This is a genomic window from Myxococcus sp. CA005 (assembly GCF_006518205.1).
Classification (GTDB): domain Bacteria; phylum Myxococcota; class Myxococcia; order Myxococcales; family Myxococcaceae; genus Myxococcus; species Myxococcus xanthus.
Window position 1 is genome coordinate 1 of record NZ_SRLV01000073.1, and the last position, 26,530, is coordinate 26,530.

Consider the following 26,530-nt stretch of genomic DNA (forward strand, 5'->3'; position numbering starts at 1 on the left):
CAGCGGCACCATTCCACGCCCACCCCCGCGCACGCAACGGAGGGGGCGGCGCGCTAGAGGCCGTACGCCTCCAGCAGCTTCAACCACACCTCGCTCATGGTGGGGAACGACGGCACCGCGTGCCACAACGTGTCGAGCGGCACCTCCCCCGCCACGGCGATGGTGGCCGCATGGAGCATCTCTCCCACCTCCGGCCCGGTGAACGTGGCGCCCACGAGCACCCGGCGCTTCTCGTCCACCACCCACTTCACGGTGCCAGTGAGGCCCTTGCCCACCAGCGAGGTGCCGGACACGTCCTGGAGTTGCTGCTCCACCGTGCGTACCGGCAGCCCGGCCTCGCGTGCCTTGGCCTCGGTGAGGCCCACGCTGGCCACCTGTGGGTGGGTGAAGACGACTTGCGGGGTGGCCTTCGCGTCCGCCCAGGCCCTTGCCTGCTTGCCCGCGATGACGTCGCCCACCATGCGGGCCTGGTACTTGCCCATATGGGTGAGGAGGTTGCGGCCATTGGTGTCGCCGCACGCGTAGAGCCAGCCGCCGTCCACGCCCTTCGCGCGGAGCTGGTCATCCACCTCCACGGGCTTGCCGCCCACGAGCCCCACCGTCTCCAGCCCGATTCCTTCCGTGCGGGGCACGCGGCCCATGGCCACCAGGATTTCGTCCGCGACGACCTGCTCGCCATTGGACAGCGTCACCGTCACCTCGCCCTTGCCGCCGGGCCGCTGGACGCGCGTCGCGTTCATTCCAAGCAGCACGCGCGCGCCGGCATCTCGCAGCGCCTGGGCCACCTGCTCTCCGGCGAAGGGCTCCGCGCGGGACAGCAATCTCTTTCCGCGCTGCACCAGCGTCACCTCGGAGCCCAGCGAGCGCCACGCCTGGGCCAGCTCCACCCCGACCGCGCCGCCGCCCAGCACCACCAGCCGCTTGGGCACCTGCCTCGCCGCAGTGCCCTGGCGGTTGTCCCAGGGCTGGGCGTCCTTCAGCCCCGGGATGTCCGGGATGCGCGGATGGCTGCCGGTGGCCAGCACCACGGCTTTTCGGGCCTCCAGCTCCCGCACGGCGCCGTCCTTGTCCTCCACACGCACCTTGCGAGGGCCAGTGAGCTTGCCGGTGCCCCGCACCACCTTCAGCTTCGCATTCTCGGCCCACTTCACCTGGGAGTCGTCCTGGTAGTTGTTGACCATCGAATCCCGGTGGGCCAGCACCGCACGCGCGTCGATGCCCTCCTGGAGCTTCTCGCGCACGCCGGCGGCATGCTCCGCCAGCCACCGCGCTTCGCTCGGGCGCAGCAAGGCCTTGCTGGGGATGCAGGCCCAGTATGAGCACTCGCCGCCGAGCAGCTCATGCTCCACCAACGCCACTGACAGCCCGGCCTCCGCGGCGCGCGCACCGGCGACCTCACCCGCGGGGCCTGCCCCTATCACCACCACGTCGAACGCTTCCGCCATGTGCCTTCACCTCGTGCCCGCTGCGTAGCGCGGCGGCGGGCCATGCCCACGGTCGCGTTGAGACGCACGTCCGCTGCTGGAAAGTGAGGGTGGTCACCCGCCGACACCGGACACAGGGCACGGGCCCGAGGGGTGGTTGGCTGTCAGGCCTGCCCGCGTCCTGCCGTCTGGGGCTGTCGCTTGACGCGGGCTGGGTGGTGGTCACATCTTGCTTGCGCAGCATCACGGTCCGCGCGGGAGTCACGCACGCGGCGGGAGGTGTGCCATGGGACGTGTCTTGAATGGAGTCTCGGGTCGCTCCGCGCTGAACGTGCTGAACCGGGTGGGCCGCCTCCCTCGCTGAGCGGGACGGAGCGCGCTTCCAGGGCCTTGGATTCGGCATGTGCGCGGAGCCTTTGCCTCCGTGCAATGGGCCGGCGTGTGTCTCGTGCATCGCTGACGGCTTGAAGCCGGGAGCGCACGAGGGGCACGCGCGGCCTTCTGGGAACCGTTCGTCCTCTCATGTCCTCTTCCAGGAATCGCCGTACCTCGGCATCGCGCCATCTGCGCGTGCAGTCCCATCTGTCCCAAGAAGTCTCCCGCACCTTCCGGGGGGAGCTGTCCGACCCGAGGCTCGAAGGCGTCGCGCTGACGTCCTTCGAGCTGTCGCCGGACGGCCGCCTCGTTCGCATCGGCTACACCGTCACGCCCGAAGCCGCGGCTGCCGGCCTTCGTCCCCTGCAGGCGGCGCTCGAAGGCGCCAGCGGCTACCTGCGCTCGCAGCTCGCGGAGCACCTCGACCTCAAGCGCGTGCCGCAGCTTCGCTTCATCTACATCGGCGTCTCGGAGCACACGCCCGGGGCGGCGGAGGAGGGCGAGTCATGATGCCCCGTCTCCTTCCGCCCGCGCCGGGCTGCAGGCCCATCCTCGTCTGGGCCCGAGCGCTGCCTCCCGGCGCGGAGAAACAACTGCGTCACATCGCCTCCCAGCCCTATGTCGTGGAGCACGTGGCCGCCATGCCGGACCTCCACGTCGCTTCCGGCATCGCAGTGGGCACCGTCTTCGCCACGGAGCACCACGTCGTACCGGGGGCCCTGGGCGGAGACCTGGGCTGCGGCGTGAGCGCCTGGCGTTTCCCGCTCACCTCGGGCCTTCCCGGACGGGACGTGCTGGAGCGCGTGCTGTCTCAGTTGGCCGAGCGCATCCCCGTAGGTGACGCCGTCCACCGGGGCCGGGGGCTGCCCTTGCCCCCGGCGCTGGAGTCACCGCCCCTGTCCACCCAGAAGCTGCGCCATGCCTGGGAGCGGCTGGCGCCCAGGCACCTGGCGACGCTCGGGGGCGGCAACCACTTCCTCGAACTGGACCGGGATGCGGACGGGGCCCTCTGGCTGCTGCTGCATACCGGCTCGCGGGGCGTCGGCGCGGCCATCGCGGACCACCATGGGCGGGTGGCCCGGGCGCTCGGGGAGGGCGGCTTGCCGGCCCTGGACATCCACACCGCCGAGGGCGCCGCCTGCCTCGCCGACACGCAGTGGGCCTGCCGCTTCGCGCTCGCCAACCGGGAGGCCATCGCCGCTCGCGCGCTGGACGTCCTGGAGGAAGCCCTGGGCGTGGCCGCCGACCCCACGTCGGTCGTGGACGTGCACCACAACCACGTCGCCCAGGAGGAGCACGGGGGCCGCCTGTTGTGGGTCCACCGCAAGGGCGCGGTGGGGCTCCAATCCGGCCAACGCGGGCTCATCCCGGGTTCCATGGGGACGGCGTCCTACGTCGCGGAGGGCCGGGGCGAGCCGCGTGCCTTCCGCTCCTGCTCACACGGGGCGGGCCGCGTCCTCACCCGGGCGGAGGCACGGGCGCGCATCCGCCCGGCGGCGCTGGAGCACGTGCTGCGCCGCGTGGTGTACGACAAGGGGCGCGCCGCCGCCCTGGTAGAGGAGGCACCCGCCGCCTACCGCGACATCACCGAGGTGCTGGAGGACGAGGCCGACCTCGTCCGGCCGCTCCTGCGCCTGACACCGCTCGCCGTCCTCAAGGGCTGACCGGGAAGGCCGCTCCTGGCGAAAATCCGGGGGCGGCTTTACTCCGGGTGTATAGGGAGAGCGACAATGCGCCCGGCTCCAGCCGTCATCGGGGCCCGGGCGAGGGGTCCAGTGGCTGACATTGCAGAGAACCGCGTCAGGGGAGTTCCCCGCACCCGTCGGGATGCCGTACACTCGGACACCAGAAGTACACGAGAGAACCTGCTGGGGCGTCGTCTAATGGCAGGACATCAGACTTTGACTCTGAGTATCAAGGTTCGAATCCTTGCGCCCCAGCCACTCCGCTCCGGGGGGACGCGGTAGCCATGCGTCCGTCCCGTGCATGAAGGACGGTGGGCCGATGCCGCAGAAGACACTCCTTCTGGTCTCCGTGGGTAGCCCGCCAGCCTCTCTCTTGAGGGACTTGCAGGACCCGCTGGCGGCGCAAATGGGTGTCGCGGCCGTGGTGTCGAAGACGGTATTGCCGACGCCCGCCTACGCCTTCAACAAGGACCGTGGCCAGTACCACTGCAACGCCATCATGCGGCGGCTGACGCCGATGCAGGAGCCCGGCCAGTTCGCCGTGTTGGGCATCTCCGACGTGGACCTCTTCGTCCCGGACTCGCCTTTCGTCTTCGGGGAAGCGGACCGCGAGTCGAAGACGGCGGTGATGAGCCTCCATCGCCTGGCCCAGGGCGCCGCCAGCGAAATGTTGCGGCGCCGCGCGCAGGTGGAGGTGGTGCACCAGGCAGGACACCTGCTCGGTTTGTCCTACTGCGAGGACCCTCGGTGCGTGATGTTCTTCGCGCAGACGCCGCAGGACTGCGACCGCAAGCAACTGTCGCTCTGCAACCTCTGCCGCAACGAGCTCCAGAAGCTCAACCGCTGACATTGACCGTGCGTTGAATCACCCGTGGCGCGTTGACGTCAGTCCCGGTGCGCTCTGTAGTACGGGGCTCTCTATCGGCCGGGAAGCGGAGTGATGACGATGACGGGCAAGCGGAGGTTCCTCGGAGCGGTCTTGGCGGTGGGGATGTTGGGGGGCTGCGAGCCCCTGGACGACGGTGGCGGCGGCGGCATCGGGGGCGTCCTCTTCACCCGCGGCTTCGCCTTCGTGCGCGAGGACGACCGCAACGTCTACGTGGTGGACGACGGCGGCGACGCCAATAGCCCGCAGCGGCTGACCAACGTGGGCGGCGCCTACTGGCCTTCCGTGTCGCGCGACGGCCGCAGCGTGGTGTTCGTCCAGCGCAGCGGCGGCACCACCACGCTGCTGACGGTGCCCACCTCGGGCGGCACGCCCTCCACGCTGTTCCGGGCGAATGATTCGACGTGCGCGCGCGGCTGCTCCAACTTCCGCACGCCCACCTTCAGTCCGGACGGGCGCAGCGTCGTCTTCGTCTTCTCGCCCGGCAACAGCTCCCAGACGGCGCTGGCGCGCATCAACACGGACGGCAGCGGCTTCCAGGAACTCACGCCCAACAACGTCATCGCCTATGGCGCGCCGTCCTTCGTGCCCAATGGGGGCGCGGTGCTGGCGGGCGCGGGCAGCGGGCTGAACCAGCTCGACCAGCTTGCGCACGTGCCGCTCAACGGGGGCACCATCACCTACTCCTCCCTGAGCGCGGGCGTGCAGTTCGTGGAGAACCGCGTGGCGGTGTCTCCGAACGGCTCCCAGGTGGCGCTGGATGGACGCCTGTCCTCCGGTGGTACGCGCATCTTCGTGGCGCAGTTGTCGGGCTCGAACGTGGGGGCGCTCCAGCGCGTCACCATCGGCGGGGCGGGCGAGGAGTCGTGGCCGAGCTGGACGGGCGCCAGTCAGTTGGGCTTCCTCATCAGCGCTGGCGGGAGCGACACGGGCATCTACCGCGCGAACCTGAGCACGGGCTCGGTGTCGCTGGCGGTGCCCAGCGCCACGGAACCGTCCTACGGGCCGATTTGACCTGGAGCCGCTGACCTCGGACCCGGTGGGGTGGCGCCAGCGCCGCCCGCCGGGCATCTGAGGGGAGGCGGTTCGGGCCGGATTCGCGCCGTGGGGGGCGCCTGCGGTAGCCTGACGCATGGAGATGCCGGCATGAGCGAGTCACCCGACAGCAAGTCCCTTGCCTCTGGCGCGCAATCCCAGGAGCCCATCCTGGGGAGCCGGGCCGGTAGTCTGGTGGGCTTCGATGCCAGTGGCGCGGTGCTCGTGGATTTTCCGGGGAACACCTCGGGCCCGGTGGCCGCGCGGCTCGCCGTCGTCGTGGAACCGAAGGCGCTCCAGGCCGCCGTCGCCCAGCGGCAGAAGGCGGTGCTCCTCTTCGAGAATGGAGACGCCCGGTTGCCCTTCGTCATGGGGCTCATCCAGGAGCCCAGCGCGACGCCGCTGTTGGACGCGTTGCTGGAATCCCCCCCCCCAGAAGCCGCGCTGCGCCCGACAGAGGCCCATGTCGACGGCAAGCGCGTCGTCATCGAGGGCCAGGACGAAGTCGTCCTCAAGTGCGGTGAGGCCAGCATCACCTTGCGCCGCAACGGCAAGGTCATCGTGAAAGGCACCTACCTGGAGTCGCGCGCCTCCGGCACCCACCGTATCAAGGGCGGCACGGTCGAAATCAACTGACGCTCCGGACGTAAGGCGACCTGCGTGGACGCCACGTCCAACACGACGCGGCATGGGCCGCCGAAGGGCGGGGGGCGCAGTTGCCCTGCCGAGCAGCGTGCTGTGAGCCAGGGCGCCGAGCGCCCGGGGGCAACTGGCGTCCCAGTGCGCGAGGCGCGATGCTGCCGCGCGGAGGTCTGACGATGTCCCTCTTCGATGCCGTGCTGGCGGGCGACCGTGACGCCGTGGAGTCCCACCTGTCCGCTGGAGCGGACCCGAACCCCTTCGACGAGGAGGGGCGCACGCCGCTGATGGCCGCGGCCCGCGCGGGGCGAGCGGACCTGGTGCAACGCCTCCTGGATGCGGGAGCGGACCCCGAGCTGACGGACAGCATCGGCGAGTCCGCGCTCATCATGGCCGCAGCGCACGGGCACACCGAGGTCTGCCAGTGGCTGATGCCTCACGCGCGCGCGGATGACCAGGACCTGGCCCGCACGCTGCTCTCCGGCCTGGGCATCACTGACTTGCGCTTGGACGCGCCGCCTCCGCAGGACAACAGCTTCCGCCGCAAGCTCGCCTCCGCGGGGGCGTACGTCTCCGGCAAGCTGGGAGACGACGGCGCCACGAAGCGGCTGGAGCGCGTCCTGCGCTCGGAGAAGCAGCGCAAGCCCTGAAACGGCGAAGGCCCGGGGCTTCACGGTGGAAGCCTCCGGGCCCTTGCGTGAAGCGAAGCAGCGGGCGGGCCCTTCTGCGGGCCCGCCGCACCACTGGTACTACTCCGGCTTGGCGCTCACCGTGGCGCTGGGGGCCACGGTGCCCACCGCGCCGCTCTTGGTCTCCAGCGCGTCGGCGACCAGCTCGGTGATGTCCTTGATCTTGATGTTCTCCTCACGGCCGGTGTCGTTCACCGCGTCGGAGAGCATCGTGGAGCAGAACGGGCACGCCACCGCGACGATGCCGCTGCCGCCCTTCTCCTTGTAGTCGCCCACCTGGCCCGGCTTCTTCTTGTCCGCGGCGTTGGGGTAGGGCGTGTTCGGGTCCTCGGCGTGCTTCAGCGTGAGCGCGGCCTCGTTCAACCGGTTGTGGTTGATGCGCGTGCCAATGTGCTCCTCCATCCACATGCGGCCGCCGCCGGCGCCGCAGCAGAAGCCCTCGCGCTTGCTGCGCTGCATCTCCACCACCTCGAGCCCTGGGATGCTGTTGAGCACCTCGCGGGGGGCGTCGTAGACGCCGTTGTGGCGGCCCAGGTAGCAGGGGTCGTGGTAGGTGAGCTTGCTGTTCATCACCGCGGAGAGCTTGATGCGCTTCTCCTTCAGCAGCTCGTTGATGAGCTGCGTGTGGTTGATGACGCGGTACTCGCCGCCGAACTCCGGGTACTCGTTCTTGATGGTGTTGAAGCAGTGCGGGCACTGGGTGATGACGGCCTTCACGCCCATCGAGTTCCACGTCTCGACGTTCGTCTTCGCCATCGTCTGGAACAGGTACTCGTTGCCCATGCGGCGCGCGGAGTCGCCGTTGCACATCTCCTGCTTCGACAGCGTGGCGAAGCTCACGCCCGCTTCGCGCAGAATCTTCACCAGCGCGCGGCTGACCTTCTTCTGCTTGTCGTCGTAGCTGCCCGCGCAGCCCACGAAGAAGAGGTACTCGTAGGGACCGCCGTCGTCACCCCACGTGGGGAGCGCCAGGTCCTCCGCCCACTCGTCGCGCCGGTCCTGGCCCAGGCCCCAGGGGTTGCCCTGGCGCTCGATGCCCTCGAACACGCGCTGGATTTCGGGGGGGAACTCCGCCTTCACCTGCACCTGGTAGCGGCGCATGTCGATGAGGCGCGGCACGTTTTCGATGAACACCGGGCAGGCCTGCTCGCACCAGCCGCAGCTCGTGCACGCCCACACCGTCTCCGCCGACAGCGCGCTGCCGACGATTTCGGGCAGCGGCTCCTTGATGCCATTGGGGCCGTAGCCTTCCTCCACCCACTGCTCATTGCCCCAGATCCAATGCTTCAGGTCCTGGTTGACGCCCTTGTGGGTGAGCGGCTTGCCGGTGATGTACGTCGGACAGTGCGTCTGGCAGCGGCCACACTCCGTACAGGAGTAGAGGTCCAGGCCCTGCTTCCACGTCAGGTCCTTCACCGTGGCGGTGCCGAACTCCTCCTTCTCCAGGTCCGGCGTGGGCAGCTTGCCGGTGGAGTGGGTGCGCTGGAAGAAGACGGTGGGCAGGCCGGTGATGATGTGGAAGTGCTTGCCGATGGGCAGGAAGTTCAGGAACGCCAGGATGATGACCAGGTGAACCCAGAAGCCAGCCGCGCCCACCACGTGCGCGGCGGTGGCGCCCAACGGCATCATCGCCAGACCCGTCAGGCTGGTGAACGGCTCCCACCACACCAGCGCGGCGGGGGACTGGGGCACCTGCGCGGCGCCCACCTGCGCCTGCGCGGCGTGCGCGGCCACCATGTGGCTGCCGCCGAACAGGAACTCGGAGACCATCAGCCCGCCGATGAAGCACAGGATGAGGTACGCCTCCCACGACGGCGTCAGGCGGTCCGGCTTCACCTTCCAGCGGACCCAGATGTAGTAGGCCACGCCCAGCAGGGCCAGCGCGGCGACCACGTCCTTGGCCAGCAGGTAGACCTTGTAGACGAAGAGCAGCGCGGATTGCTCCGCCCAGAACGGGTGGCCCAGGTCTGTCAGCACGTCCAGCGCCGTGGTCGAAAACCCCATGGCGAAGAGCATGACGGTGCGCAGGGCCAGCACCATGAAGGCCGCGTAGATGAGGACGTGGAACAGGCCCGGCGTGAACTCCTCCGGATCCACCAGTCGCTTCTGGCCAAGGCCGAAGCGCACCAACTGCGCCACGCGGAAGGGGATGTTGTCGAGCCGGTTCTCCTTCTTCATCGCGAGCAGGACGCCCACGCGACCGGACATGGTCATCACGAAGATGGGAATGGCGAGGGCTAGCAACAGGCCGGTGATGATGGGACTCATGGGACTCCGAGGACCTCTCGGGCGCGGCGGATGGGCCCGGGCTGCCGCGTCGCGGCAATTCTTGAGTGCACTTCAACCCTAACAGGGGTGATTCTCGAATCAAGCACCCTGCTGCCCCAGGTGTCCTTCACTGGAGAACGCGGCCCGGGTCCTCTGGGGAGTGAGCGGCCATCGCACGGATTTACCAGTGGCGGACGGCAGGCAGGCACCCTTTGAAAATACCCGGAAGTAAACCGCTGTAGGGGTTCCTTTCTCGGGCCCAGGGCTTACCTTGTGCGATTACCACGGGCACTGTCTGACGTCTGACTGTTCGTAACTGCCTGTAACTACGAACACTCTTCGTTGGAGAGCAGGCAGGTAGGCAGACGGGCTACACGGCCCCCAGAACTTTGAGACCCCAAGGGCTTTACAACGCGAGGCGACATCTCCAACATGGTCGGTAAATCGGTCAACGATTAATGGAGCGGGCCTCGCATGGGGCGAGCCCGGGTCGACCGAAGCGGGATGCCCCCCTTCACCTGGGTGGCCTCCAGAGGAGCCGGCGATGGTTCACGACGACACCACGTACATGGACGATGAAGGTTTGCCTTATGTGGATCCGCGGCAGGACGGTGGCGCGGAGTCTTCTGAGGCCGACGAGGGCGCGCCCGGCCGCCGTTGGGGCTACTCCGAGGAGTCGTGGGGCGGCTGGGCTGCGGCCGAGTAATTCGCGGCCCCCGCGGCCGGTGGACGCGCGGGGGCACTAGCGGTAACCGGGGCAATGGATACCCGCGTGGTGGCTCCTTCAGGGTGAGCCCCCGGGCCCCCTTGCTCCAAAGCACGACTCCCGACATTCTCAGACCCCGCAGCCTGCCCGTGAGCGTCCCCCGCTCCCGTGCGTTGTGGCCCATGAGACGTCCGGCATCGGGGGCGGTCCGCTCCCGCAGATTGATTCGCGGCACAATGCCTCGTGCGACCACGGGGGAGTACGTATGAAGCAGACGGCCTGGGCAGTGGAGCGTGACGCCGAACATGGCCGCGAGGTGCTCCTCCTCGTCACCCTGGAAGCCGACGCCGACGCCCCCCGCGCGCCCGTGGCCATCAACCTCGCTTTGGATCGCAGCGCCTCCATGCGGGGCGTGCCGCTGCTCGCCGCGGTGCAGGCCGCCCAGGCGCTCGTGGAGCGCGCCAGCCCACGCGACTACCTGGGCCTGCTCACCTTCGACGCCGAGCCCGAGCAGGTCCTCCCCATGCGCGCCATGGACCCCAACGCCCGGGCGCAGCTCCTCAAGGTGCTCGCGCGCCTGGAGTCCGGCGAGGGGACCGCCCTGCACGAGGCCGTGGAGCGCGCCTCGGAGTCCGCCCGCCGCGTGCTCGTGCCCGGCGCCCGGCCCCAGGTGCTGATGCTTACTGATGGCGAGCCCTCGGTAGGCCCGTCGCAGCTCGCAGAGTTCAAGACCCAGGGCGCCCGCATCGCCGAGTCCGGCGTCATGCTCCACGCGCTGGGGCTGGGCCGCCACTACCTGCCCGACATCCTGGAGGCCCTCACCAGTCCCTCCGGCACGGGCTTCGTGCACGTGGATGACCCGGAAGGTTTGCCCATGGCCGTGGGCCAACTGGGCGCCGAGCTCTTCGGTGAAGTCGTCGCCGACGCGCGCGTGCACGTGCTGCCCACGGGCTTCGCCGACGTCCGCTGTCGTCACCGCTATCCCTCGCGCGTGGAGGGCGACGCCATGAGCGCCACCCTGGGCGCCATCTCCCAGGCCTTCCCGCGCCGCGTCCTCTTCTCGGGCATGTTGGGGGATGCGGAGTGGAACCTGGGCGTGTCCACGTCCTACTCCGAGCGCGGCGATACGCGGCGCATCAGCGTGCCAGTGACGCGTGTGCTGCCCGACAGTGACGCGGGCCGCTTCGTGCGCGCCGTGTCCGCCGAGCTGGACCTGGTCGCCGGTGAAGCCGCCGCGTGGAAGGCCCTGGGCCGCCGTCACCAGGACGCCGCTGAGCGGGCGCTGGAGGCCGCGGACGTCGCCCTCTACAAACTCGCGCGGCTCGGCTCGGCGGAGGTGCCCGCGCAACGCCACGTGGAGCGGCTGGCGGACCTGCGCCGGGTGATAGAGCGCCGGGCAAACAAGCTCCCCGCGCTGGTGATGCGCCGCGCGCACTCCGAGGTCTCCCGCATCACCATGAGCCGCGTGGGCCCCGCGGCGCCCGCGCTGCTGCCCTGGAAGACCGAGGACTGACGCCCGTCGCTCGGCTGCCCTTGTGGGTTCATGACGTTACCTCTGTGACGCTGTAACCCCTCCTGCTCGGACTGTCCGCCTGGGAGTGGGCGTGGCGCGTCATGCGAGGGGAATGCCCGCCTGCCCGGATGGTTCACTGTGCTCGGAGGCACGTGTCTGCCGCTGGCGGGCCGGCCTCCTCTGGGTTAACGGGAGTCGCATGACGCATCAGCAGTCCAAGAGGCTCGGCGTTGTTGGTGGAATCGGACTGCTGCTGGTGGCGGCGGTCGCGTGGGCGGACCTGCCCGCGTCGGCGGTGGCATCGAGCGCGCCGGACGAAGGCGACCCTCGCATCGAGGGTGCCCTCCTGGTGGACGCCACCGAGGTGAAGCCGGGAGACACCTTCCGCGTGGGCGTGCGCTTCCGGTTGGATCCAGGCTGGCACGTCTACTGGAAGAACCCGGGCGACTCCGGCTTGGAGACGGAAGTGGCGTGGGACACGCCCGGCGTCACCGTGGGGCCGCTGCAGTGGCCCTTCCCGCAGACGTTCCGCACGCCCGACGGCTTCATCACCACCCATGGCTATGACGGTGAGGCCATCCTCATCGCCGACGCGAAGGCCGTGGAAGGGCCCTCCACGGGCCTGCTGACGGTGTCCGCCGCCGTGGAAGCGCTGGTGTGCGAGGTGCACTGCATCCCCGCGGAGCTGATGCTGACGCGCTCCATCCCCCTGGGTCCCCAGACGGTGCGCGACGCCGAGACAGCGGCTGTCTTCGACACCGAGCTGGCCAAGGTGCCCCGTCCCGCCAAGGACAGCGGCCCCGCGGCGACGGTGGCGCTGGATGCGCCGCAGCTCACCGCGGGCCAGGATTTCACCGGCACCCTCACCCTGACGGCCCCGGGCGGCGCGGCGGTGCCCGCGGTGGAAGGTGACTTCTTCGTCGCCGACCGCATCCCCGGCGTCGTGCGCGTGGGGTTGGCCTCGGACGGTCCGGGCCGCTTCAAACTCAAGGGCAAGGCGGAGCCGGACGCGCAGGCGTCGGCGCCGGACCTGACGGGCGTGCTGCGCCTGGGCACGGCGGCCACGGGCTACCAGTACCTCGAGGTGACGGCGCCGCTGGCCCCCTTGGTGGCGGCCGGTGGCGCGGCTGGGACGCCGGCCGTGGTGAAGCCGCCGTCGGTGAAGGACAGCATCGCGGCGGTGAAGCCGGTGGGCGCCGCCATCGCCACGCCGCCCGCGGCCGAGTCGTCCATGGGCCTGGGGCTGGCGCTGGTGTTCGCCTTCTTCGGTGGCGCGCTGCTCAACCTGATGCCGTGCGTGTTCCCCGTGCTGGCGCTCAAGGCCTACGGCTTCACGCGCATGGTGCAGCAGGAGCAGGGCCGCGTCGGCGCGCATGCGGCGGCCTACGCGGCGGGCATCATCGGCACCATGCTGCTGCTGGCCAGCGTCGTGCTGGCGGTGCGCGCGGGTGGCGCGAGCGTGGGCTGGGGCTTCCAGTTCCAGGAGCCGCTCTTCGTCGCGGGTGTGTGCGCGGTGTTGGTCGCCTTCGCGCTCAACCTCTTCGGTGTCTTCAACGTGGGCCTGGACGGCACGGCGCTGGCGGGCAAGGTGGACCAGAGCCACGGCCTGATGCACAGCGCTGGCGAGGGCGTGCTGGCCGTGGTGCTGGCCACGCCGTGCTCGGCGCCGCTGCTGGGCACCGCGGTGGGCTTCGCCTTCGCGGCGGGCCCCATGACGGTGCTGGCCGTCTTCACCGCGCTGGGCCTGGGGCTCGCGCTGCCCTTCTGTGTGCTGGTGCTGGTGCCCGGGCTGGCGAAGAAGCTGCCCAAGCCGGGCGCGTGGATGGAGCGCTTCAAGCAGGTGCTGGGCTTCGCGCTGCTGGCCACCACTGTCTGGCTGGTGTGGGTAATGGGCGGGCTGGCCGGCGTGGACGGCATGGCGCGGCTGCTGGCGTTCCTGGTCGCGGTGGGGCTCGTCACGTGGCTGTACGGTCAGGGGCAGGCGCAGGACGGTGTGCGCAAGCTGGCCACCGTGGCGGTGGCCGCGGGCGTGCTGGTGGCGTCAGGGCTGCTGACGTTGCGTTTCGATGACCAGGACCCCGTGGAGGCGCCTCGGGTCGGGTCCACGGTGGCGCAGGCGCAGCCGTGGAGCGCGGACGCGGTGAACGCGGCGCTGGCGGCGGGCCAGCCGGTGTTCATCGACTTCACTGCGGACTGGTGCCTCACCTGCAAGTTCAACGAGCGCACCGTGCTGTCCACCGACGAGGTGCGGGACGCCTTCAAGAAGCACCAGGTGGCCTTCTTCATCGCGGACTGGACGCGCCGGGACGCGAGCATCACCACCAAGCTGGCCGAGCACGGCCGGGCCGGTGTGCCCATGTACCTGGTGCTGAGCCCGGGCGCCCCCGACAAGCCGGAGGTGCTGCCGGAGTTGCTCACGCCGGGCGTGGTGACGGACGCCGTGACGCGCGCGGCGGCGTGTGCACCCTCGAAGCTGGGCAACGGCGCGAACGTCCTCTGCGCCGCGGGTTTCCCGAGTCACTGAAGTCGCGCTGTCTTCCCCGCAGTCCCCAAAACGCTGGAGGAACGCCATGAAGCAGGTCTTCACCGCACTCGCGCTGGGCACGTTACTCATCGGGGCGCCCGCCCTCGCCGACGCGGAAGTTGGCAAGCCCGCGCCGACCTTCACGCTGAAGGACGAGTCCGGCAAGGAGCACACGCTGGCGCAGTACAAGGGCAAGGTCGTGGTCCTGGAGTGGACCAACCCCGAGTGCCCCTTCGTTCAGCGGCACTACAAGAACGACACGATGGTCACCACGCTGAAGGGCTTCGACGCGAAGAAGGTGGTGTGGCTGGCGGTGGACTCCACCGCGCACAACACCCCGGAGAAGTCCGCGGCGTGGAAGAAGGATGAGGGCTTCCCCTACCCGGTTCTCCAGGACGCGAGCGGCACGGTAGGCAAGTCCTATGGCGCGAAGACGACGCCGCACATGTACGTCATCGACGAGACGGGCGTTGTCCGCTACGCGGGCGCCATCGACGATGACCCGCGCGGCAAGAACGCCAAGCCGGCCAACCATGTGAAGACGGCGGTGGACGCGGTGGTGGGTGGCCAGCAGGTCCCGGCGAGCACCACCACGCCCTACGGCTGCTCGGTGAAGTACAAGAGCTAGCGCTGGTTCGGCTGTGTGGATTCCCGAAGGCCCTCGTCCCTGCTGGGGCGGGGGCCTTCTGCTTGGGCGGCAGGCGACGGCGCCATGGCAGGTGCCTTGTCCGGTGCGAGGGCGGTTCGGACCTTTCCCTCTGAAAGGGGAAATGACCATGGCCGACAACAAGGGCAGTCCGGTACGGGGCGACGAGCGGATGGACACGACGCGCCCGGAAGAACTGGAGCGCGAGGCGCGGCACCAGAAAGGCCCGGTGCGAGGCGACGTGACGGACGAAGACGTGGGCGAAGACCGCATCCTCCAGAAGGGGATTGGCGGCTACGGCGCTCAGAAGGGCACCGAGCCGGCGCGCGAGGCACCTCCGCTGAGTGACGACCACGGACGTCATTGAGATGCGGGCCTGGGGACAGCCCGCACGCCGGCAAGGCCGCGAAGAAGCCAGCCGGGGGCCGAGGCGCCATCCCGCGACGACGTCATGAGCGCTTGTTGGACCCACGCGGTGCGCTTGGTCCCGTGCTCCTATTGCGCGGAGGTCGTGCGCCCGGCCTCGCGTGGAATCGTGAGCAGCGAGCACAGCGCTCCCACGGCGCACAGGCCGGCGGACACCCAGAGCGCGCGCCGTGTGCCCACCAGGAAGTCCATGCCGGTGTCGCCAGCGAGGCCGCCCAGCAGCGGCAGCAGCGCCACCGCGAGCAGGCCGGCGAGGCGGGCCACGGCGTTGTTCACGCCAGAGGCGATGCCCGCGTAGCGGTCCTCGACGGCGCCGAGCACCACCGCCGTGAGCGGGCCTACGGTGAGCGCCAGCCCCAGTCCCAGCACCAGGATGCCAGGCAGCACGGTGCTGACGTAGTCACCACCGCGCTGGATGCGCGTCAGGAGCGCCAGCCCCACGCCCGCGAGCAGCGGCCCCGCCGTCATCAACGGACGTGCGCCGATGTGCCCCGCGAGCCGCCCCACCGAAGGTGAAAACAGAAGCAGCATCAGCGTGATGGGGAGCAGCGCTGCTCCCGCGCCGAGCGCCGAATAGCCGAGCTGCTGCTGCAGGGCGAGCACCACCAGGAAGGTGGCGCCTCCGAGCGCGAAGTACACGACGAGCGTGGTGAGGTTCGCGCCGGAGAAGGTGCGCGAGTGGAAGAGGGTGAGCGGAAGCATCGGCTCCCGCTGCCGTGCCTCCAGGACGAAGAACGCGGCCAGCAGGACGGCGCCTCCGGCCGCGGCGCCGATGGCCGCCAGGGGCCAGCCGTGGGCGGGGCCTTCGATGAGCGCGTAGATGAGGCCACCCAGCCCGAGCGCCGCCGTCACCGAGCCCGCGACGTCCAACCCGCGCGCCCCTGTCTTCGGCGCGATGTCCGGCACGTGGCGCAGCGCCGCCCACGCGGTGAGCGCGGCCAGGGGCACGTTGAGGAAGAAGACGAAGCGCCATGAGCCTGCGTCCACGAGCCACCCACCCAGCAGCGGCCCCACGGCCGTGGTGACGCCGGACAGTCCGGCCCAGGCGGACACGGCGCGTTGCCGGTCCTGAGGCGGGAACGACGTGCGCAGCAATGCGAGGCTCGCGGGCACCAGCAGCGCGGCTCCCACACCCTGCGCCGCGCGGAAGGCGGCCAGCGTCCAGGTGTTGGGCGCCAGGCCGCACAGCACTGACGTGACGGTGAAGGCGAGCATGCCCAGCAGGAAGACGCGTCGCTGGCCCTTCGCGTCGCCGAGCGCGCCCCCGGTGAGCACCAGGGAGCCGAGCGTGAGCAGGTACGCGTCCACGGCCCATTGGAGGCCGGACAGGCCCGTGTGCAGCTCGCGGCCCATGGCGGGCAGGGCGACGTTGACGGCGGTGGAATCGAGGAACGCCATGCCGCTGCCCAGCACGCTGGCGAGCAGCACACCCCGGCCGCGAGGACTGTCATAGGCGACGGTGGTGTCGGGGGCGTTGGTGGGCATGTGGCTCTACCGTGCGCCCGGGGCTCCGCGCGTGCCATCCGCTGCTGCGGGGTGGGGACGTGCCTCCAGTGGCTCGCCATCCTGGCTGGTGCTCACTGAAGGTCCTCGCACCCAGTGCCTACGCTGTAGAGGGCACTGGTCGCCCCAGTCACAGAGAGGTGTCACATGGAGCCGATTTGCGAGCACATCCGACAGGCCGAAGACCCGCCTCCGCGCTCGCGAGGCTGCGAGGAATGTCTGGCCATGGGCGCAAGCTGGGTGCACCTGCGTCGCTGCCTGAGTTGTGGCCATGTGGGATGTTGTGATTCCTCGCCCAACCGGCATGCGACGAAGCACTTCCAGCAGTCGGCGCATCCCGTCGTCCAGTCCTTCGAGCCGGGGGAGGAGTGGGCCTGGTGCTATGAGGACGAACTCTTCACCGAGCACCGTCCGGCGCCATCGCACGATGCGCGGCTATGACGTGGGCCGTCATCCGCTATCATCCTCCGGGCCCGTTTCAGCTCGTGGGAAGAAAGGCGCGGCACCGCACCATGGACGCGTGGACACTCGAAGGCTCACGCATCACCGACCCGGACACGTTGAGCCGCCTGCGCGAGATGCTGGCGAACAAGAGCCCGCTCATCATCGAGCACCGCTTCTACCGGGAGACGCGCGCCCCGCACCGCTTCATCTGTGACGATGCCGACGTGCTGGACGAGTATCTCCAGGAGTCACGTCCTGGAGACTCGTTCTGCGTGTGGTCCTACAAGAGCCTCTGCCGGGGCGACAACCTGCTGCTCCAGGGGAAGATGCCGGACGCGCAGGGGCGGACGCCGGGCGGCGTGGCCTGAGTCAGGCGGCCACGGGCTCCATGCGCGGTCGCGTCCGTGCCTGGGCCGTCTTGCGGCCACCGCCCTTGCGCAGCAGGTCCAGCGTCACCTCGTCCTCCGTGGCCAGCGCCATGAGCCGCTGGAGGTCGTCCACGCTGTTCACCGGCCGCTGGTTGATGGCCAGCAGTAAGTCATCCACCTGGAGTCCGGCCTCGTGGGCAGGTGTCCCGTCCTGCACGCGGAGCACCTTCACCGCGCGGGACTGGCCGTTCTCCCGGGTGAGTCGTGCGTCCAGGCTCACCGCCGTCGCGGCGATGCCCAGGAAGCGCCGGTCCACCTTGCCGCGTTGGATGAGCAGGCTGGCAATCCACGCCGCCGTGGTGGCGCTCACCGCGAAGCCGATACCTTGCGCGTAGGGCAACACCAGCGTGTTGAGGCCCACCACCTGTCCTCGCATGTTGAGCAGCGGCCCCCCGGAGTTGCCCGGATTGATGGCGGCATCCGTCTGGAGCATGCCCTCCAGCATGACGCCGTCGGGCAGGCTGATGCTGCGGTTGATGGCGCTCACCACGCCCAGCGACACGGACTGTTCCAGGTGGAACGGGTTGCCAATGGCCATGACGAGCTGGCCCACGCGCACCGACTCGGGCTCGGCGAGCGGCAGGGTGGGGAAGTCACCGCCCTCCGCGCGGACCACGGCCAGGTCGGTGGGGGCGTCGCTGCCCACCAGGGTGCCACGCAGTTCCTCTCCGTTGGAGAGCTGGACGGTGAGCTTGCGTGAGCCGCGCACCACCACGTGGCGGTTGGTGAGGACGTAGCCGTCCGGTGTGAGGAAGAGGCCGGTGCCGTGGCCGCGTGCGTGCTCCACGCCCACGACGGCGGGCGAGGCACGCGCCACCAGCGACTCCAAATCATCCGAGAAGTGTTGCAGCAGTTTCACGGTGGCCTCCCTTCACGAGCGCTTGCCCACGGTGATGGGCACTTCGCGAACCTCTCCGGCGCGCAGCACGCGGACCTGGAGGGTGGTGCCCACCTTCTCGTCGCTCAGGGCTCCGAGCAGGTCCTCCACGCCGTGGAGGGGCTGACCTCCCAGACTCACCAGGACGTCTCCGAGCAGCAGACCCGCGTCATGCGCCGGGCCGTTCGGGTCCACGGAGAGGCAGATGAGGCCGTGTTCGTTCCCCGTGCCCAGGTGTGGGGGCAGACGCACGGGGTAGGCGCCCACGCCCAGGTAGCCACGCCGGATGCCCCCGTGTTCCTTCAGCGATGCAATCACGCGCGTGAGCGTGTCCGTGGCGATGACGACGGCGGCGGTGCGAGAGAAGGCGGCGGTGAGCAGACCGACAAGGCGTCCCTCGGTGTCCACCAGCGCGCCGCCGGAGAAGCCGGGCGGGAGGTCGGCATCCGTCTCCAGGTAGCGCTCCACGCGGCCTCCGGCATGGGTGCGCCAGCCCTCGCCGTGGGTGCTGACCATGCCGAGCGTCGCGCGAGCCGTGCGGCCAGGGCGGCCCACGGCGATGACGAGGTGACCGACCTTCACGTCATCCAACGGCGCGGAGGTCAGCGGCGCGAGGCCGGTGGCTTCGGCCTTGAGCAGGGCCAGGTCGGTGCTGGCGTCGCGGCCGACGAACTCGGCGGAGACGGTGCGGCCATCCGGCAAGCCGATAGGGAGCCGGCCCTCGTGCTCCACGGCCTGGCTGGTGGTGAGGATGTGGCCCTCGGCATCCCAGACGATGCCGGTGGTGCCGCGCCTGCGCCGCGTCTCCACGCGGACGATGCCAGGCGCGGTGCGCTCGACGATGGAGGCGAGGGAGTGGGACAGCGACTGGAGGAGGCCGGTGGACATGGTGTGTTCCTTTCGAGGCACAAGGTAAAGGCCTCGAAAAGGCGCCACATCGGCGGACCGGTCAGGTCGGGAACCTCCCCATTCGGGGAGGTCACCTCGTCTTTGGTTCAGCCTGTCATGCGGAAACGCTCGTAGCGCGCTTCCAGGTACTCACGGCGCGGCCGGTGGGCAGGAGCCTCCGGCAGGATGCTCAGCGCCTTTCCGGCGAAGCCCTTGAGCCCGTACTCCAGCGTGGGGCCGTCGCGCTCGGCGAGCAGCCGGGGCGCGATTTCGATGATGCCGTCAGGGCGGATGCCCAGCAGGTCCGTGTCGAAGGCCCCGTGGTGGAGTTTGCAGAGCGAGAGGCCGTTGGAGATTTCCGGCCTGCCACGCTCGTCCCGGTCCGGGAGGATGTGCGCCGCGTCCAGCAGCTCCGGCCGGGGGAACCGGCATACCGCGCACCGCTGCGAATAGGCTCGCAGCACATGCTGACGGAAGGCGGCTTGATGGAGCCGCTTCTTCATCTGGACCGTGGCGTAGCGGCGCTCCAGGTTCAAGAGCTTCGGGTCCGCCGCGTGGAGCCCCGGCGCCAGCACCTCCGCATCCGGTGCGGCGGAGACGACGGTGAAGCTCAGCTCGGCTGGGTTTGCCTCGGAGATGTAGACGGGCCAGATGGGCCGATAGGCGCCCGGCTCGATACCGTAGAAGTAGATGAGCGGGACATCCCATTCCATGCCGCGCACGAGGCGCCGGTTGTCACGAGACGCAACGTCCGTTCCCTGGAACCGGTACTGGAATCCCTCGTTCGAGCGGAGGTCGTCGTAGCGCGCCTCTCGGCCCTGGCGAGGCACGGTCGTCTTGATGGACAGCGCCGTCTCGCGCATGTGTCGAGGCCAGAAGATGCCGCGTGCGCGGTTGGCGAAGTTCAGCGTCTCGCCCTGGTACGTGAAGCCTCGTGCAATGACGTCCCAGGACAGCACCTCGCCATGCTGGCGCACCAGGTGTTGCAGCGCGTTCATGGCGGCGACCCGGATGGGCCAGTCGAGGTCCTGGTTCGTCAACCCCGCCAGGCTACCAGGTCCGGGGCGGATGCAAGGGCTCACGGGTACCTCTGGCGAGGTACATACAAGGCGCGTGCCTCCATGCATCTTTCATCAAGCAACGGAACGCGTCCGCTGCTCAATGAGGAGGTAGCAACATGATCTACATCACTGCGGTGAGGCTGTCGGGAGGCAACAGGCTTGAGCACATCACGGACTTGAAGTGGGAGAATCGGGCCACTAGCGAAAGTGGCTCAAGCACACGGGCTCAAATCGTTGCTTGGATTGACCAAGGAAACGAAGCCCGCGTCCAGGTTGGTTACAGTGAGTCGAAGGTCGAGGTTGTTCGGGCAGATCCGCCGTATCTGCGGTCGAGTCCGAACAACACGACGGTCGACAACTTGCTGTCCTTGCCAAGGTTCTAAGTGCGTCGAAGTCCTTATCGACTGGGTTGACCCTGGGGGATGCGAGCTGGGAACTTGCTGTTCGGAAATGTCGGGGGCACCCCAAATGTTCCGACATTTCCGAACAGCGCGGTGTACGACCGCGTCGGAGAGGCAGGGCGGAAGACCGGATTCTCACGTTTGCTATCTGGCTGCGGACAGCTGCCTGTTGTGGCAACCAACCCGCCAAGGGAGCGGTCCACGCAACTCCAGTCCTGCTGCTTCCCCCTGGCCCGCGCGTCCCTACGTTCTCCTGGAACTTCACGATGGCGAACGAAAGGTCAGCCTCATGGAAGAGACAGGCGAGCGCACGATGGGACAGCCGCAGGGTGTCGTCCAGGGAGACCGCCGGGAGTTCGAGGAACTGCTGAAGGACTATGACACCGCCCTCCTCACCACCCGGGGTGCGGACGGACACTTTCACACGCGGCCCATGGCGGTGGCGAAGAAGCATAAGTCCGGCACCGTGCTCTGGTTCGCCACCTGGGCGGACACGCAGAAAGTGCAGGACCTGGAGTCGGACCCGCACTGCTCGCTCGCTTTCCACGCGTCGGAGGACAGCGCCACGTATCTCTCCGTGTCGGGTGTGGCGGAAGTCGTCCGCGACCGGAGGGCCATCCATGACTTGTGGGAGCCCGGCTGGAAGCCCTGGTTCCCACAGGGCCCGGATGAGGGTGACATCGCCCTGTTGCGCTTCACGCCCGAGCACGCTGAATACGTCCACCCGGCAGGCGGAAAGCTCAAGGTGCTCTTCAGCACCGCGAAGGCGTTGGTGACGAAGCAGCGCCCCGACATCGCGCCCAAGAAGGAGTTGGACCTGCACTGAGCCTGGGCGAGCCCCCGGCTACCGCCGTTCCAGCAACGCGCCACCCGGCCCGAAGCCCAGTGTGAGACACAACACGCGCGAGTGGTTCGCCAGCCGCGAATCACCCCGCGCGGCCTCCGTGGCCAGCTCCGCGTCATTGAGCACCAGCGCGGTCCCGCGGCCCTCGTTCCCCATGGCCGCCTGGAGGATGTCCGCCACCAGCGACTCGTGGCCTTCCCAGCCGTAGGTGCAGCCCCCGGGGACCAGCGACGCGTCCAGCGGACACGGCAGCGCGAGGCACAAGGCATCGGGCAGCCGAGCCGAGAACACGCGCAGGGCACTGGCGATGAACGCCACCGCCGCCTTCACATGTCGCCTGTCCGGAGGCCGCGCCATGCCGATGAAGTACCGGGGCAACAGCGCGGCGTCGCGCTCGAAGATGCGCGGGGCCGCTGTGGGGCTCACGCACTTGATGCCCGTCTGCCCCACGTCGAGCGCCACCGGATGCGCGGGCGCGAGCGGCGCCAGCAGGCGCAGTCCCGCCAGGGCCGGAGCGAAGAGTGGATGCTCCGCCACGTACACAGGGCAGGGGAGCGCGGTGGACACACTCGAGAGCATGGCACCGAAGCCCTCCAGGCACACCAATCCGCCACTGAGCCACACGGCATCCACCGCGTGCCGCTTCACCAGCGTGGACAGCGCCACCGCGAGCGCCGGGCCCAGTCGGCCCGCGAGCGCCGGCTCGGGAACCCCCGCGCGACGGTCCGCATCCACGCGAGGCGCCCCGAGCAACTCCCACAGCTCGCGACCCATCACGGGCAGGTTCCACACCTCCAGCGGCGACACACCCGGTAGCACCAGACGCCACACGTCCCAATCACGCATGCAATCACTCACGCCACGAGTCGGAGGATGCGTTCAGCGGCGTCCTTCGCGCCGTCACGCGCCTGGTAGGACGCGGCGATGCCGGCCACCCGCTGTCGCAGCACCGTGCCCGGCTCCAGCAGTTGTCGCAGCGCTTCGCGGCAGTCCTCCACGGAGAGCGAGCGCGGCGCCCGCACGAGCCCCGCGCCCGACTTCGCCAGGAAGTGCGCCTGGATGGGCTGGTCGTTGCAGACAGGCAGGAGCAGCATCGGAACGCCTTCGGTCAGCGCCTCCATGACGGAGTTGGCGCCGCCGTGAGACACGAGCACGGAGACTCGTGATAACAGTTGTCGCTGAGGTGTGTATGGCACGGCGACCACGTCCCCGGGAAGGCTGTGAACAAAATCTGTATCAGCCAACTCACCCGCGCTGAGCACCACGGTGACGCCCAGGGGCGCGGCGGCCTCGGTCATCGTCTGAAACAAATCGGGTTGCCACGAAATCTGGCTGCCGAAAGACACGTACACCACGGGCTTGGAGCCCAGCCGCTCCCACGGGAAGTCCACCTCGTCACCGCGCGCCTCCGGAGGCTGTGACGGCCCGACCAGGTGTGTGGCGGGAGGCAGTCCTGCGTCGGAGCCCAGGAAGGCCTCGGTGGCGAAGATGACGTTGAGGTCCGGTGACAGGCACTCACAGTTGCGGAAGCGGGCATCGAAGCCGTGGCGGGAAAACAGAGCCTGTCGCTCATCGGCCAGCGCGCGCACGTTGCGGCGCAGGCCGTAATCGATGGGCGGCTCCAGCAATGACAGCGCGGAGGACACGCCCGCCCAGGGGATTCGCAACGCATGGGCGGCCAGCACGGCGGCGTACTGCATGCCGTCCAGGGCCATGACATCCGGACGGAAGCGCTCGACGGCCTCTCGCACCGGCGCCAGCAGCGAGGGCACGGCGTCAATCAGCAGGCCGCGAATCCATTGCCCCAGCGCCGCTTCATCGAGCACCAACCGCGCGAGCGCCTCGCCTCCCGTCTCGATGGCGGGCACGGGCGCCTCGGCGTGGGGCAACGTCAGCACCTCCACGCCCAGCCGTTCGAGCTGCGGCGCGGGCTCGGGGATGCACAGCCAGCCCACGTGGTGGCCCATGCGGCGCATCCACTGCGCGACACCGGCCATGGGGTTGAGGTGGCCCTTCTCGGGGGAGGTGGCAATCAGGATTCGGGACATGGGGGGCGGGCGCTGGCGTGGGCGTGGAGCATGGCGAGGGAGCACAACCGCATCAACAGCCGGTCCATGGCACTCGCCTCGGGAGCGTCGGCGGCCAGACGTGCGTAGCGCTCCAGTAGCGCCCGGGTCGCGCCCGCGTCGATGCACTCCAACGGCGCCAGCCGGGCCGGTGTGAGCCATTCCCGGTACAGCTCCAGCCAACGCGCACGAACGGGGCTGGAGAGCGCGGTGTGCGCATAGCGCGGTGTCTTCCGGGCCAACCGGACCTCATCCGGTACCAGCGTGCGCACCGCATGCCGGAAGAGCCACTTGCCGGCCCCGTGCCGCGCGAGCACGCCCAATGGGAGTCCCAGCGCCACGTCAGCGAAGTCCGCGTCCAGGTAGGGCGTGCACACGTTCACGCCATGTGCGCTCGCACCCCGGAGCTCGGGAGGCAGCACCAGCTCCCACAGCACCCAGGCCGCGTAGCGGACCTCTTCGGGGTGATCCTCGTCACCGGAAGCCAGCTCCGCGTCCCAGGGAAGGCGAAGTACCCGCAGATCCACCCCCAAGTTGTCCACAGGCCCTGGGTGCAGCACCTTATGCACGAGGCGCCGGTCCTCCGTCACACGGGCCGCCGCACCCGCGAACGCCGCCGGGTTGCCCATGAGCACCTCATCCGCGCCCGCGCCGCTCAGCAACGTGGAGGCGCCCTGCCTTCGGGCCTCCGCGTAGAAGGCATGGCTGGCCACGGCGCGGGCGTTGAGGATGGCCGTCTCCTGGCTCAGGACGGCGGGCTCGAACAGCTCTGGCAGCACCGCGTCCGGAACGGACACGTCGACCAACTCGACTCCGGCTGTGTTCGCCACCGTCCGGGCATTCCGTCGCTCCGTGGCATCCGCGAAGTGGACATCCATGGTCCAGGCGCGCACGCGCCCGGGCGCCTGCCGCGCGGCCAGGGCGCACAAAGCGGCGCTGTCCACGCCGCCGCTCAGGCTCACGTCCACCGCGCCCGCCGCCAGGTGTTTGCCCACGCTGTCCGCCAGCGCGGCCACGAGCCGTTCCGCCAGCCTGTCTTCATCCTCACGTGTCTCCGGAGTCCCCTCGCTCCGACGCACGCGAGGCAATGCGCCCGGAACCCGGCGCACGCCCTGGAAAACGCTTTCGTCGGGAGGCAGCGCGTGGCGCAGGAATGCAGCGACGGCCTCCGGTGCCAGCCCCGGGGGATTCAGCCGCCACACAGACGGCGCCAGGCGCGCCAATGACTGGTAGTGGGGCAGGGTGGCGAGCATTCCGCCGGAAGCGTGAGACACGCGGGTACTGTGACAAGCGCCAGGGGCCCCGGGCAACCTCGTATAGTCCCGCCGTGCGCTACGAGCTCCAAGACGGACGCATCCTCACCTGGTCCCTGGAGACGCATGTCGCCACGCACTGCAACCTGCGCTGCGTGCAGTGCTGCCCGTTGTCGCCGCACCTGCCTGCCTGGTCCGTGGACCCCGCTGCCCTGGGCAAGGACTTGCGCCAACTGGCCCGAGCCCTCCGGCCCAACGTCTTCAAGCTCACTGGCGGCGAGCCCTTCCTCCACCCCGACCTGCCAGCGGTGCTGGACGCCGTGCGCGCCTCGGGCATCTCCCCGCAGGTGTCCGTCACCACCAACGGCTTCCTCGCGCAGAGCGCCCCCGATGCGGTCTACGAGCGCCTGGATCGGATGACCCTGTCCGTCTACACCTCCGCGCCGCTGCCGGAGCGCTCCATCGCCCGCATCACCGAGCGCTGCGAGCAGCACTGCGTCTTCCTCACGGTGAAGCGAATCGACGCCTTCCAGCAACTCACGCCGGCGGCGCCGCACGACTCCGAAGACGCCGTGCGAGGCATCCACGCGCGTTGTTGGTTGAAGGTCCGCTGTCACCTGGTCCACGCGGGCCGCTTCTACGCCTGCACGCGTCCACCGCACGTGGCGACGGTGCTCGGGGGCACGTACCCGGAGATGCCCGCGCTGGGCGAGGTCGATGGCGTGCCGCTCGACACGCCGGACTTGCTGGGTCAGATGCTCGGCTACCTCGAACGGGAGACGCCATTGGCCACCTGCCGTTACTGCCTGGGCGGCGACGGCGCATGGCAGCCGCACGCCCAGCTTCCTCGTATTCGAAGCTGAAGGGGCACCCCCCAGCCTCGCTTCATCTCACTGGCCGCGCGGCTGGGACGCCTTGGGCAGCGAGGACTGCATGGACGGAGGATAGCGCCCACCCGCGGCGACGCCCGGAGGCGCGACGGCGTTGATGGCGGCCACGTCCTGGTCCGTGAGCGTCACCTCCAGCGCGCCGAGGTTCTCGTCCAGGTACTTGCGGCGCTTGGTGCCGGGGATGGGCACCAGGTCCTTCCCCTGTGCCAGCACCCACGCGAGCGCGAGCTGCGCCGGAGTGCATCCCTTCTCCTTCGCCAGCCGCTCGATGTGGCCGACGAGCTCCAGGTTGCGCGTGAAGTTCTCCCCCTGGAAGCGAGGCGAGAAGCGGCGGTAGTCGTCCTGCGCCAGGTCCTCGAAGCGCTTGATTTGCCCCGTGAGGAAGCCGCGTCCCAGCGGGCTGTAGGGAACGAAGCCCACGCCCAGCTCGCGGCACGCCTGGAGCACGCCGTCTTCCGGCTCACGGCTCCACAGGGAGTACTCGCTCTGGAGCGCGGTGATGGGATGCACCTTCGAGGCCCGGCGCAGCGTGTCCGCGTCCACCTCCGACAGGCCGAGGAAGCGCACCTTGCCCTCGCGCACCAGCTCCGCCATGGCGCCCACCGTGTCCTCGATGGGCGTCTGCACGTCCAGCCGGTGCAGGTAGTACAGGTCGATGACATCCACGCCCAGCCGGCGCAGGCTGGCCTCGCAAGCTTGCCTCACGTACTCCGGCCGCCCGTTGATGCCGCGCTTCTGCGGGTCCGTGGGGTCGCGGACGATGCCGAACTTCGTTGCCAGCACGATGTTCGCCCGGTGCGGCTTGAGCACCCGGCCCACCAACGTCTCGTTGGCGCCCGACCCGTACATGTCGGCGGTGTCGAAGAAGGTGATGCCCCGCTCCAGCGCGTGCAGCAGCGTGGCCTCCGACTCCGCGTCATCCCTGCCCGCGTAGAAGTCGGACATCCCCATGCAGCCCAGGCCCAGCGCCGAAACGGTGGGGCCCTGCCTTCCCAGCTTCCGAGTCTCCATGTCCCTCGCTCCTTCCTCGTGGTGACGCCCCTCTAACTGGAGACTCCC

Annotated in this window: 26 protein-coding genes and 1 tRNA gene; 17 read left to right on the plus strand and 10 right to left on the minus strand. The window is 69.5% G+C overall.

What is annotated here, in order from left to right:
• Positions 1-53: 53 nt before the first annotated feature.
• Positions 54-1,445, minus strand: coding sequence for an NAD(P)/FAD-dependent oxidoreductase (locus tag FMQ63_RS26950; RefSeq protein WP_011550423.1), 1,392 nt, complete (start codon positions 1,443-1,445; stop codon positions 54-56).
• A gap of 501 nt (positions 1,446-1,946) precedes the next feature.
• Here FMQ63_RS26950 and FMQ63_RS26955 point away from each other — a divergent pair.
• From FMQ63_RS26955 to FMQ63_RS26985, 7 genes are all read left to right on the plus strand, one after another.
• A complete protein-coding gene (locus tag FMQ63_RS26955) occupies positions 1,947-2,309 on the plus strand; it encodes a ribosome-binding factor A (protein ID WP_011550424.1) in 363 nt (120 codons plus the stop codon).
• On the plus strand, positions 2,306-3,463 hold the full coding sequence (locus FMQ63_RS26960) for an RtcB family protein (protein WP_020477908.1): 1,158 nt from the start codon (positions 2,306-2,308) through the stop codon (positions 3,461-3,463). The genes FMQ63_RS26955 and FMQ63_RS26960 overlap by 4 nt, the downstream gene beginning before the upstream one ends.
• A gap of 205 nt (positions 3,464-3,668) precedes the next feature.
• Positions 3,669-3,742 (plus strand) — tRNA-Gln (locus FMQ63_RS26965).
• A 61-nt stretch (positions 3,743-3,803) separates the two neighbouring features.
• Positions 3,804-4,331 (plus strand): non-proteolytic archaemetzincin-like protein, encoded by a 528-nt coding sequence (locus tag FMQ63_RS26970; RefSeq protein ID WP_011550426.1) that lies wholly within the window; start codon positions 3,804-3,806, stop codon positions 4,329-4,331.
• Positions 4,332-4,421: 90 nt separating this feature from the next.
• Complete coding sequence (locus FMQ63_RS26975; protein ID WP_011550427.1) at positions 4,422-5,384, plus strand: PD40 domain-containing protein; 963 nt, start codon at positions 4,422-4,424, stop codon at positions 5,382-5,384.
• Between the two features lie 132 nt (positions 5,385-5,516).
• Positions 5,517-6,041: a DUF6484 domain-containing protein gene (locus tag FMQ63_RS26980; RefSeq protein ID WP_011550428.1), complete on the plus strand. Its 525-nt coding sequence runs from the start codon at positions 5,517-5,519 to the stop codon at positions 6,039-6,041.
• Between the two features lie 182 nt (positions 6,042-6,223).
• A complete protein-coding gene (locus FMQ63_RS26985; RefSeq protein WP_026114288.1) occupies positions 6,224-6,694 on the plus strand; it encodes an ankyrin repeat domain-containing protein in 471 nt (156 codons plus the stop codon).
• Positions 6,695-6,793: 99 nt separating this feature from the next.
• Here FMQ63_RS26985 and FMQ63_RS26990 read toward each other — a convergent pair whose 3' ends face one another.
• Positions 6,794-9,001 (minus strand): (Fe-S)-binding protein, encoded by a 2,208-nt coding sequence (locus tag FMQ63_RS26990; protein ID WP_011550430.1) that lies wholly within the window; start codon positions 8,999-9,001, stop codon positions 6,794-6,796.
• Between the two features lie 544 nt (positions 9,002-9,545).
• Between FMQ63_RS26990 and FMQ63_RS37605 the strand changes: the two genes are divergently transcribed.
• The 5 genes from FMQ63_RS37605 (at position 9,546) to FMQ63_RS27010 (ending at position 14,757) form a co-directional block, all read left to right on the plus strand.
• Complete coding sequence (locus tag FMQ63_RS37605; RefSeq protein WP_011550431.1) at positions 9,546-9,707, plus strand: hypothetical protein; 162 nt, start codon at positions 9,546-9,548, stop codon at positions 9,705-9,707.
• A gap of 265 nt (positions 9,708-9,972) precedes the next feature.
• Positions 9,973-11,220 carry a VWA domain-containing protein gene (locus tag FMQ63_RS26995; protein ID WP_026114289.1) on the plus strand — a complete coding sequence of 416 codons (1,248 nt, stop codon included), beginning with the start codon at positions 9,973-9,975 and terminating at the stop codon, positions 11,218-11,220.
• 199 nt (positions 11,221-11,419) lie between these two features.
• Entirely contained in the window at positions 11,420-13,744 is a 2,325-nt protein-coding gene (locus FMQ63_RS27000) for a protein-disulfide reductase DsbD (protein WP_011550433.1), read from the plus strand.
• Positions 13,745-13,790: 46 nt separating this feature from the next.
• Positions 13,791-14,372 (plus strand): thioredoxin family protein, encoded by a 582-nt coding sequence (locus FMQ63_RS27005; protein WP_011550434.1) that lies wholly within the window; start codon positions 13,791-13,793, stop codon positions 14,370-14,372.
• 148 nt (positions 14,373-14,520) lie between these two features.
• Positions 14,521-14,757 carry a hypothetical protein gene (locus tag FMQ63_RS27010; protein WP_090490897.1) on the plus strand — a complete coding sequence of 79 codons (237 nt, stop codon included), beginning with the start codon at positions 14,521-14,523 and terminating at the stop codon, positions 14,755-14,757.
• Positions 14,758-14,885: 128 nt separating this feature from the next.
• Here the strand turns inward: FMQ63_RS27010 and FMQ63_RS27015 are convergent, their stop codons facing one another.
• A complete protein-coding gene (locus FMQ63_RS27015) occupies positions 14,886-16,301 on the minus strand; it encodes an MFS transporter (RefSeq protein ID WP_011550436.1) in 1,416 nt (471 codons plus the stop codon).
• A gap of 165 nt (positions 16,302-16,466) precedes the next feature.
• Between FMQ63_RS27015 and FMQ63_RS27020 the strand changes: the two genes are divergently transcribed.
• Both FMQ63_RS27020 and FMQ63_RS27025 read left to right on the plus strand, forming a co-directional pair.
• A complete protein-coding gene (locus FMQ63_RS27020; RefSeq protein WP_011550437.1) occupies positions 16,467-16,760 on the plus strand; it encodes a UBP-type zinc finger domain-containing protein in 294 nt (97 codons plus the stop codon).
• Positions 16,761-16,804: 44 nt separating this feature from the next.
• Entirely contained in the window at positions 16,805-17,131 is a 327-nt protein-coding gene (locus tag FMQ63_RS27025) for a hypothetical protein (RefSeq protein ID WP_228556504.1), read from the plus strand.
• Position 17,132: 1 nt separating this feature from the next.
• On the opposite strand, the gene FMQ63_RS27030 is transcribed toward FMQ63_RS27025, so the two are convergent.
• From FMQ63_RS27030 to FMQ63_RS27040, 3 genes are all read right to left on the minus strand, one after another.
• Positions 17,133-18,050: a S1C family serine protease gene (locus FMQ63_RS27030; RefSeq protein ID WP_011550439.1), complete on the minus strand. Its 918-nt coding sequence runs from the start codon at positions 18,048-18,050 to the stop codon at positions 17,133-17,135.
• Positions 18,051-18,062: 12 nt separating this feature from the next.
• A complete protein-coding gene (locus FMQ63_RS27035; protein ID WP_026114290.1) occupies positions 18,063-18,956 on the minus strand; it encodes a S1C family serine protease in 894 nt (297 codons plus the stop codon).
• A 107-nt stretch (positions 18,957-19,063) separates the two neighbouring features.
• The gene (locus tag FMQ63_RS27040) at positions 19,064-20,038 is read right to left on the minus strand and encodes an HNH endonuclease (protein WP_225909692.1); all 975 of its coding nucleotides are present in this window, start codon (positions 20,036-20,038) and stop codon (positions 19,064-19,066) included.
• A gap of 95 nt (positions 20,039-20,133) precedes the next feature.
• On the opposite strand from FMQ63_RS27040, the gene FMQ63_RS27045 reads away from it, so the two are divergent.
• Positions 20,134-20,400: a DUF3892 domain-containing protein gene (locus tag FMQ63_RS27045; protein WP_020477906.1), complete on the plus strand. Its 267-nt coding sequence runs from the start codon at positions 20,134-20,136 to the stop codon at positions 20,398-20,400.
• A 307-nt stretch (positions 20,401-20,707) separates the two neighbouring features.
• Complete coding sequence (locus FMQ63_RS27050; RefSeq protein WP_020477905.1) at positions 20,708-21,244, plus strand: pyridoxamine 5'-phosphate oxidase family protein; 537 nt, start codon at positions 20,708-20,710, stop codon at positions 21,242-21,244.
• Between the two features lie 18 nt (positions 21,245-21,262).
• Here FMQ63_RS27050 and FMQ63_RS27055 read toward each other — a convergent pair whose 3' ends face one another.
• The 3 genes from FMQ63_RS27055 to FMQ63_RS27065 are packed head-to-tail and all read right to left on the minus strand — an operon-like array spanning position 21,263 to position 24,602.
• Entirely contained in the window at positions 21,263-22,108 is an 846-nt protein-coding gene (locus FMQ63_RS27055; RefSeq protein ID WP_216609276.1) for an ROK family protein, read from the minus strand.
• Between the two features lie 8 nt (positions 22,109-22,116).
• Positions 22,117-23,310, minus strand: a complete 1,194-nt coding sequence (locus FMQ63_RS27060; RefSeq protein ID WP_011550444.1) for a glycosyltransferase — start codon at positions 23,308-23,310, stop codon at positions 22,117-22,119.
• On the minus strand, positions 23,295-24,602 hold the full coding sequence (locus tag FMQ63_RS27065; RefSeq protein WP_011550445.1) for an asparagine synthase C-terminal domain-containing protein: 1,308 nt from the start codon (positions 24,600-24,602) through the stop codon (positions 23,295-23,297). Before FMQ63_RS27065 ends, FMQ63_RS27060 begins: the two co-directional genes overlap by 16 nt.
• 53 nt (positions 24,603-24,655) lie before the next feature.
• Here FMQ63_RS27065 and FMQ63_RS27070 point away from each other — a divergent pair, with 53 nt between their 5' ends.
• Positions 24,656-25,444, plus strand: a complete 789-nt coding sequence (locus FMQ63_RS27070) for a radical SAM protein (protein ID WP_011550446.1) — start codon at positions 24,656-24,658, stop codon at positions 25,442-25,444.
• A 27-nt stretch (positions 25,445-25,471) separates the two neighbouring features.
• Here FMQ63_RS27070 and FMQ63_RS27075 read toward each other — a convergent pair whose 3' ends face one another.
• Entirely contained in the window at positions 25,472-26,482 is a 1,011-nt protein-coding gene (locus tag FMQ63_RS27075; RefSeq protein ID WP_011550447.1) for an aldo/keto reductase, read from the minus strand.
• Positions 26,483-26,530: the final 48 nt, after the last annotated feature.

Bases quoted from the DNA above. Each gene is read 5' to 3' on its own strand.
- FMQ63_RS27020 (WP_011550437.1), top strand. From the start codon at position 16,467: ATGGAGCCGATTTGCGAGCACATCCGACAGGCCGAAGACCCGCCTCCG.
- FMQ63_RS27045 (WP_020477906.1), top strand. From the start codon at position 20,134: ATGATCTACATCACTGCGGTGAGGCTGTCGGGAGGCAACAGGCTTGAG.
- FMQ63_RS27000 (WP_011550433.1), top strand. From the start codon at position 11,420: ATGACGCATCAGCAGTCCAAGAGGCTCGGCGTTGTTGGTGGAATCGGA.
- FMQ63_RS26990 (WP_011550430.1), bottom strand. From the start codon at position 9,001: ATGAGTCCCATCATCACCGGCCTGTTGCTAGCCCTCGCCATTCCCATC.
- FMQ63_RS27075 (WP_011550447.1), bottom strand. From the start codon at position 26,482: ATGGAGACTCGGAAGCTGGGAAGGCAGGGCCCCACCGTTTCGGCGCTG.
- FMQ63_RS26985 (WP_026114288.1), top strand. From the start codon at position 6,224: ATGTCCCTCTTCGATGCCGTGCTGGCGGGCGACCGTGACGCCGTGGAG.
- FMQ63_RS26980 (WP_011550428.1), top strand. From the start codon at position 5,517: ATGAGCGAGTCACCCGACAGCAAGTCCCTTGCCTCTGGCGCGCAATCC.
- FMQ63_RS37605 (WP_011550431.1), top strand. From the start codon at position 9,546: ATGGTTCACGACGACACCACGTACATGGACGATGAAGGTTTGCCTTAT.
- FMQ63_RS27050 (WP_020477905.1), top strand. From the start codon at position 20,708: ATGGAAGAGACAGGCGAGCGCACGATGGGACAGCCGCAGGGTGTCGTC.
- FMQ63_RS27005 (WP_011550434.1), top strand. From the start codon at position 13,791: ATGAAGCAGGTCTTCACCGCACTCGCGCTGGGCACGTTACTCATCGGG.
- FMQ63_RS26995 (WP_026114289.1), top strand. From the start codon at position 9,973: ATGAAGCAGACGGCCTGGGCAGTGGAGCGTGACGCCGAACATGGCCGC.
- FMQ63_RS27035 (WP_026114290.1), bottom strand. From the start codon at position 18,956: ATGTCCACCGGCCTCCTCCAGTCGCTGTCCCACTCCCTCGCCTCCATC.
- FMQ63_RS27055 (WP_216609276.1), bottom strand. From the start codon at position 22,108: ATGCGTGATTGGGACGTGTGGCGTCTGGTGCTACCGGGTGTGTCGCCG.
- FMQ63_RS27060 (WP_011550444.1), bottom strand. From the start codon at position 23,310: ATGTCCCGAATCCTGATTGCCACCTCCCCCGAGAAGGGCCACCTCAAC.
- FMQ63_RS26950 (WP_011550423.1), bottom strand. From the start codon at position 1,445: ATGGCGGAAGCGTTCGACGTGGTGGTGATAGGGGCAGGCCCCGCGGGT.
- FMQ63_RS27010 (WP_090490897.1), top strand. From the start codon at position 14,521: ATGGCCGACAACAAGGGCAGTCCGGTACGGGGCGACGAGCGGATGGAC.
- FMQ63_RS26970 (WP_011550426.1), top strand. From the start codon at position 3,804: ATGCCGCAGAAGACACTCCTTCTGGTCTCCGTGGGTAGCCCGCCAGCC.
- FMQ63_RS26955 (WP_011550424.1), top strand. From the start codon at position 1,947: ATGTCCTCTTCCAGGAATCGCCGTACCTCGGCATCGCGCCATCTGCGC.
- FMQ63_RS27015 (WP_011550436.1), bottom strand. From the start codon at position 16,301: ATGCCCACCAACGCCCCCGACACCACCGTCGCCTATGACAGTCCTCGC.
- FMQ63_RS26960 (WP_020477908.1), top strand. From the start codon at position 2,306: ATGATGCCCCGTCTCCTTCCGCCCGCGCCGGGCTGCAGGCCCATCCTC.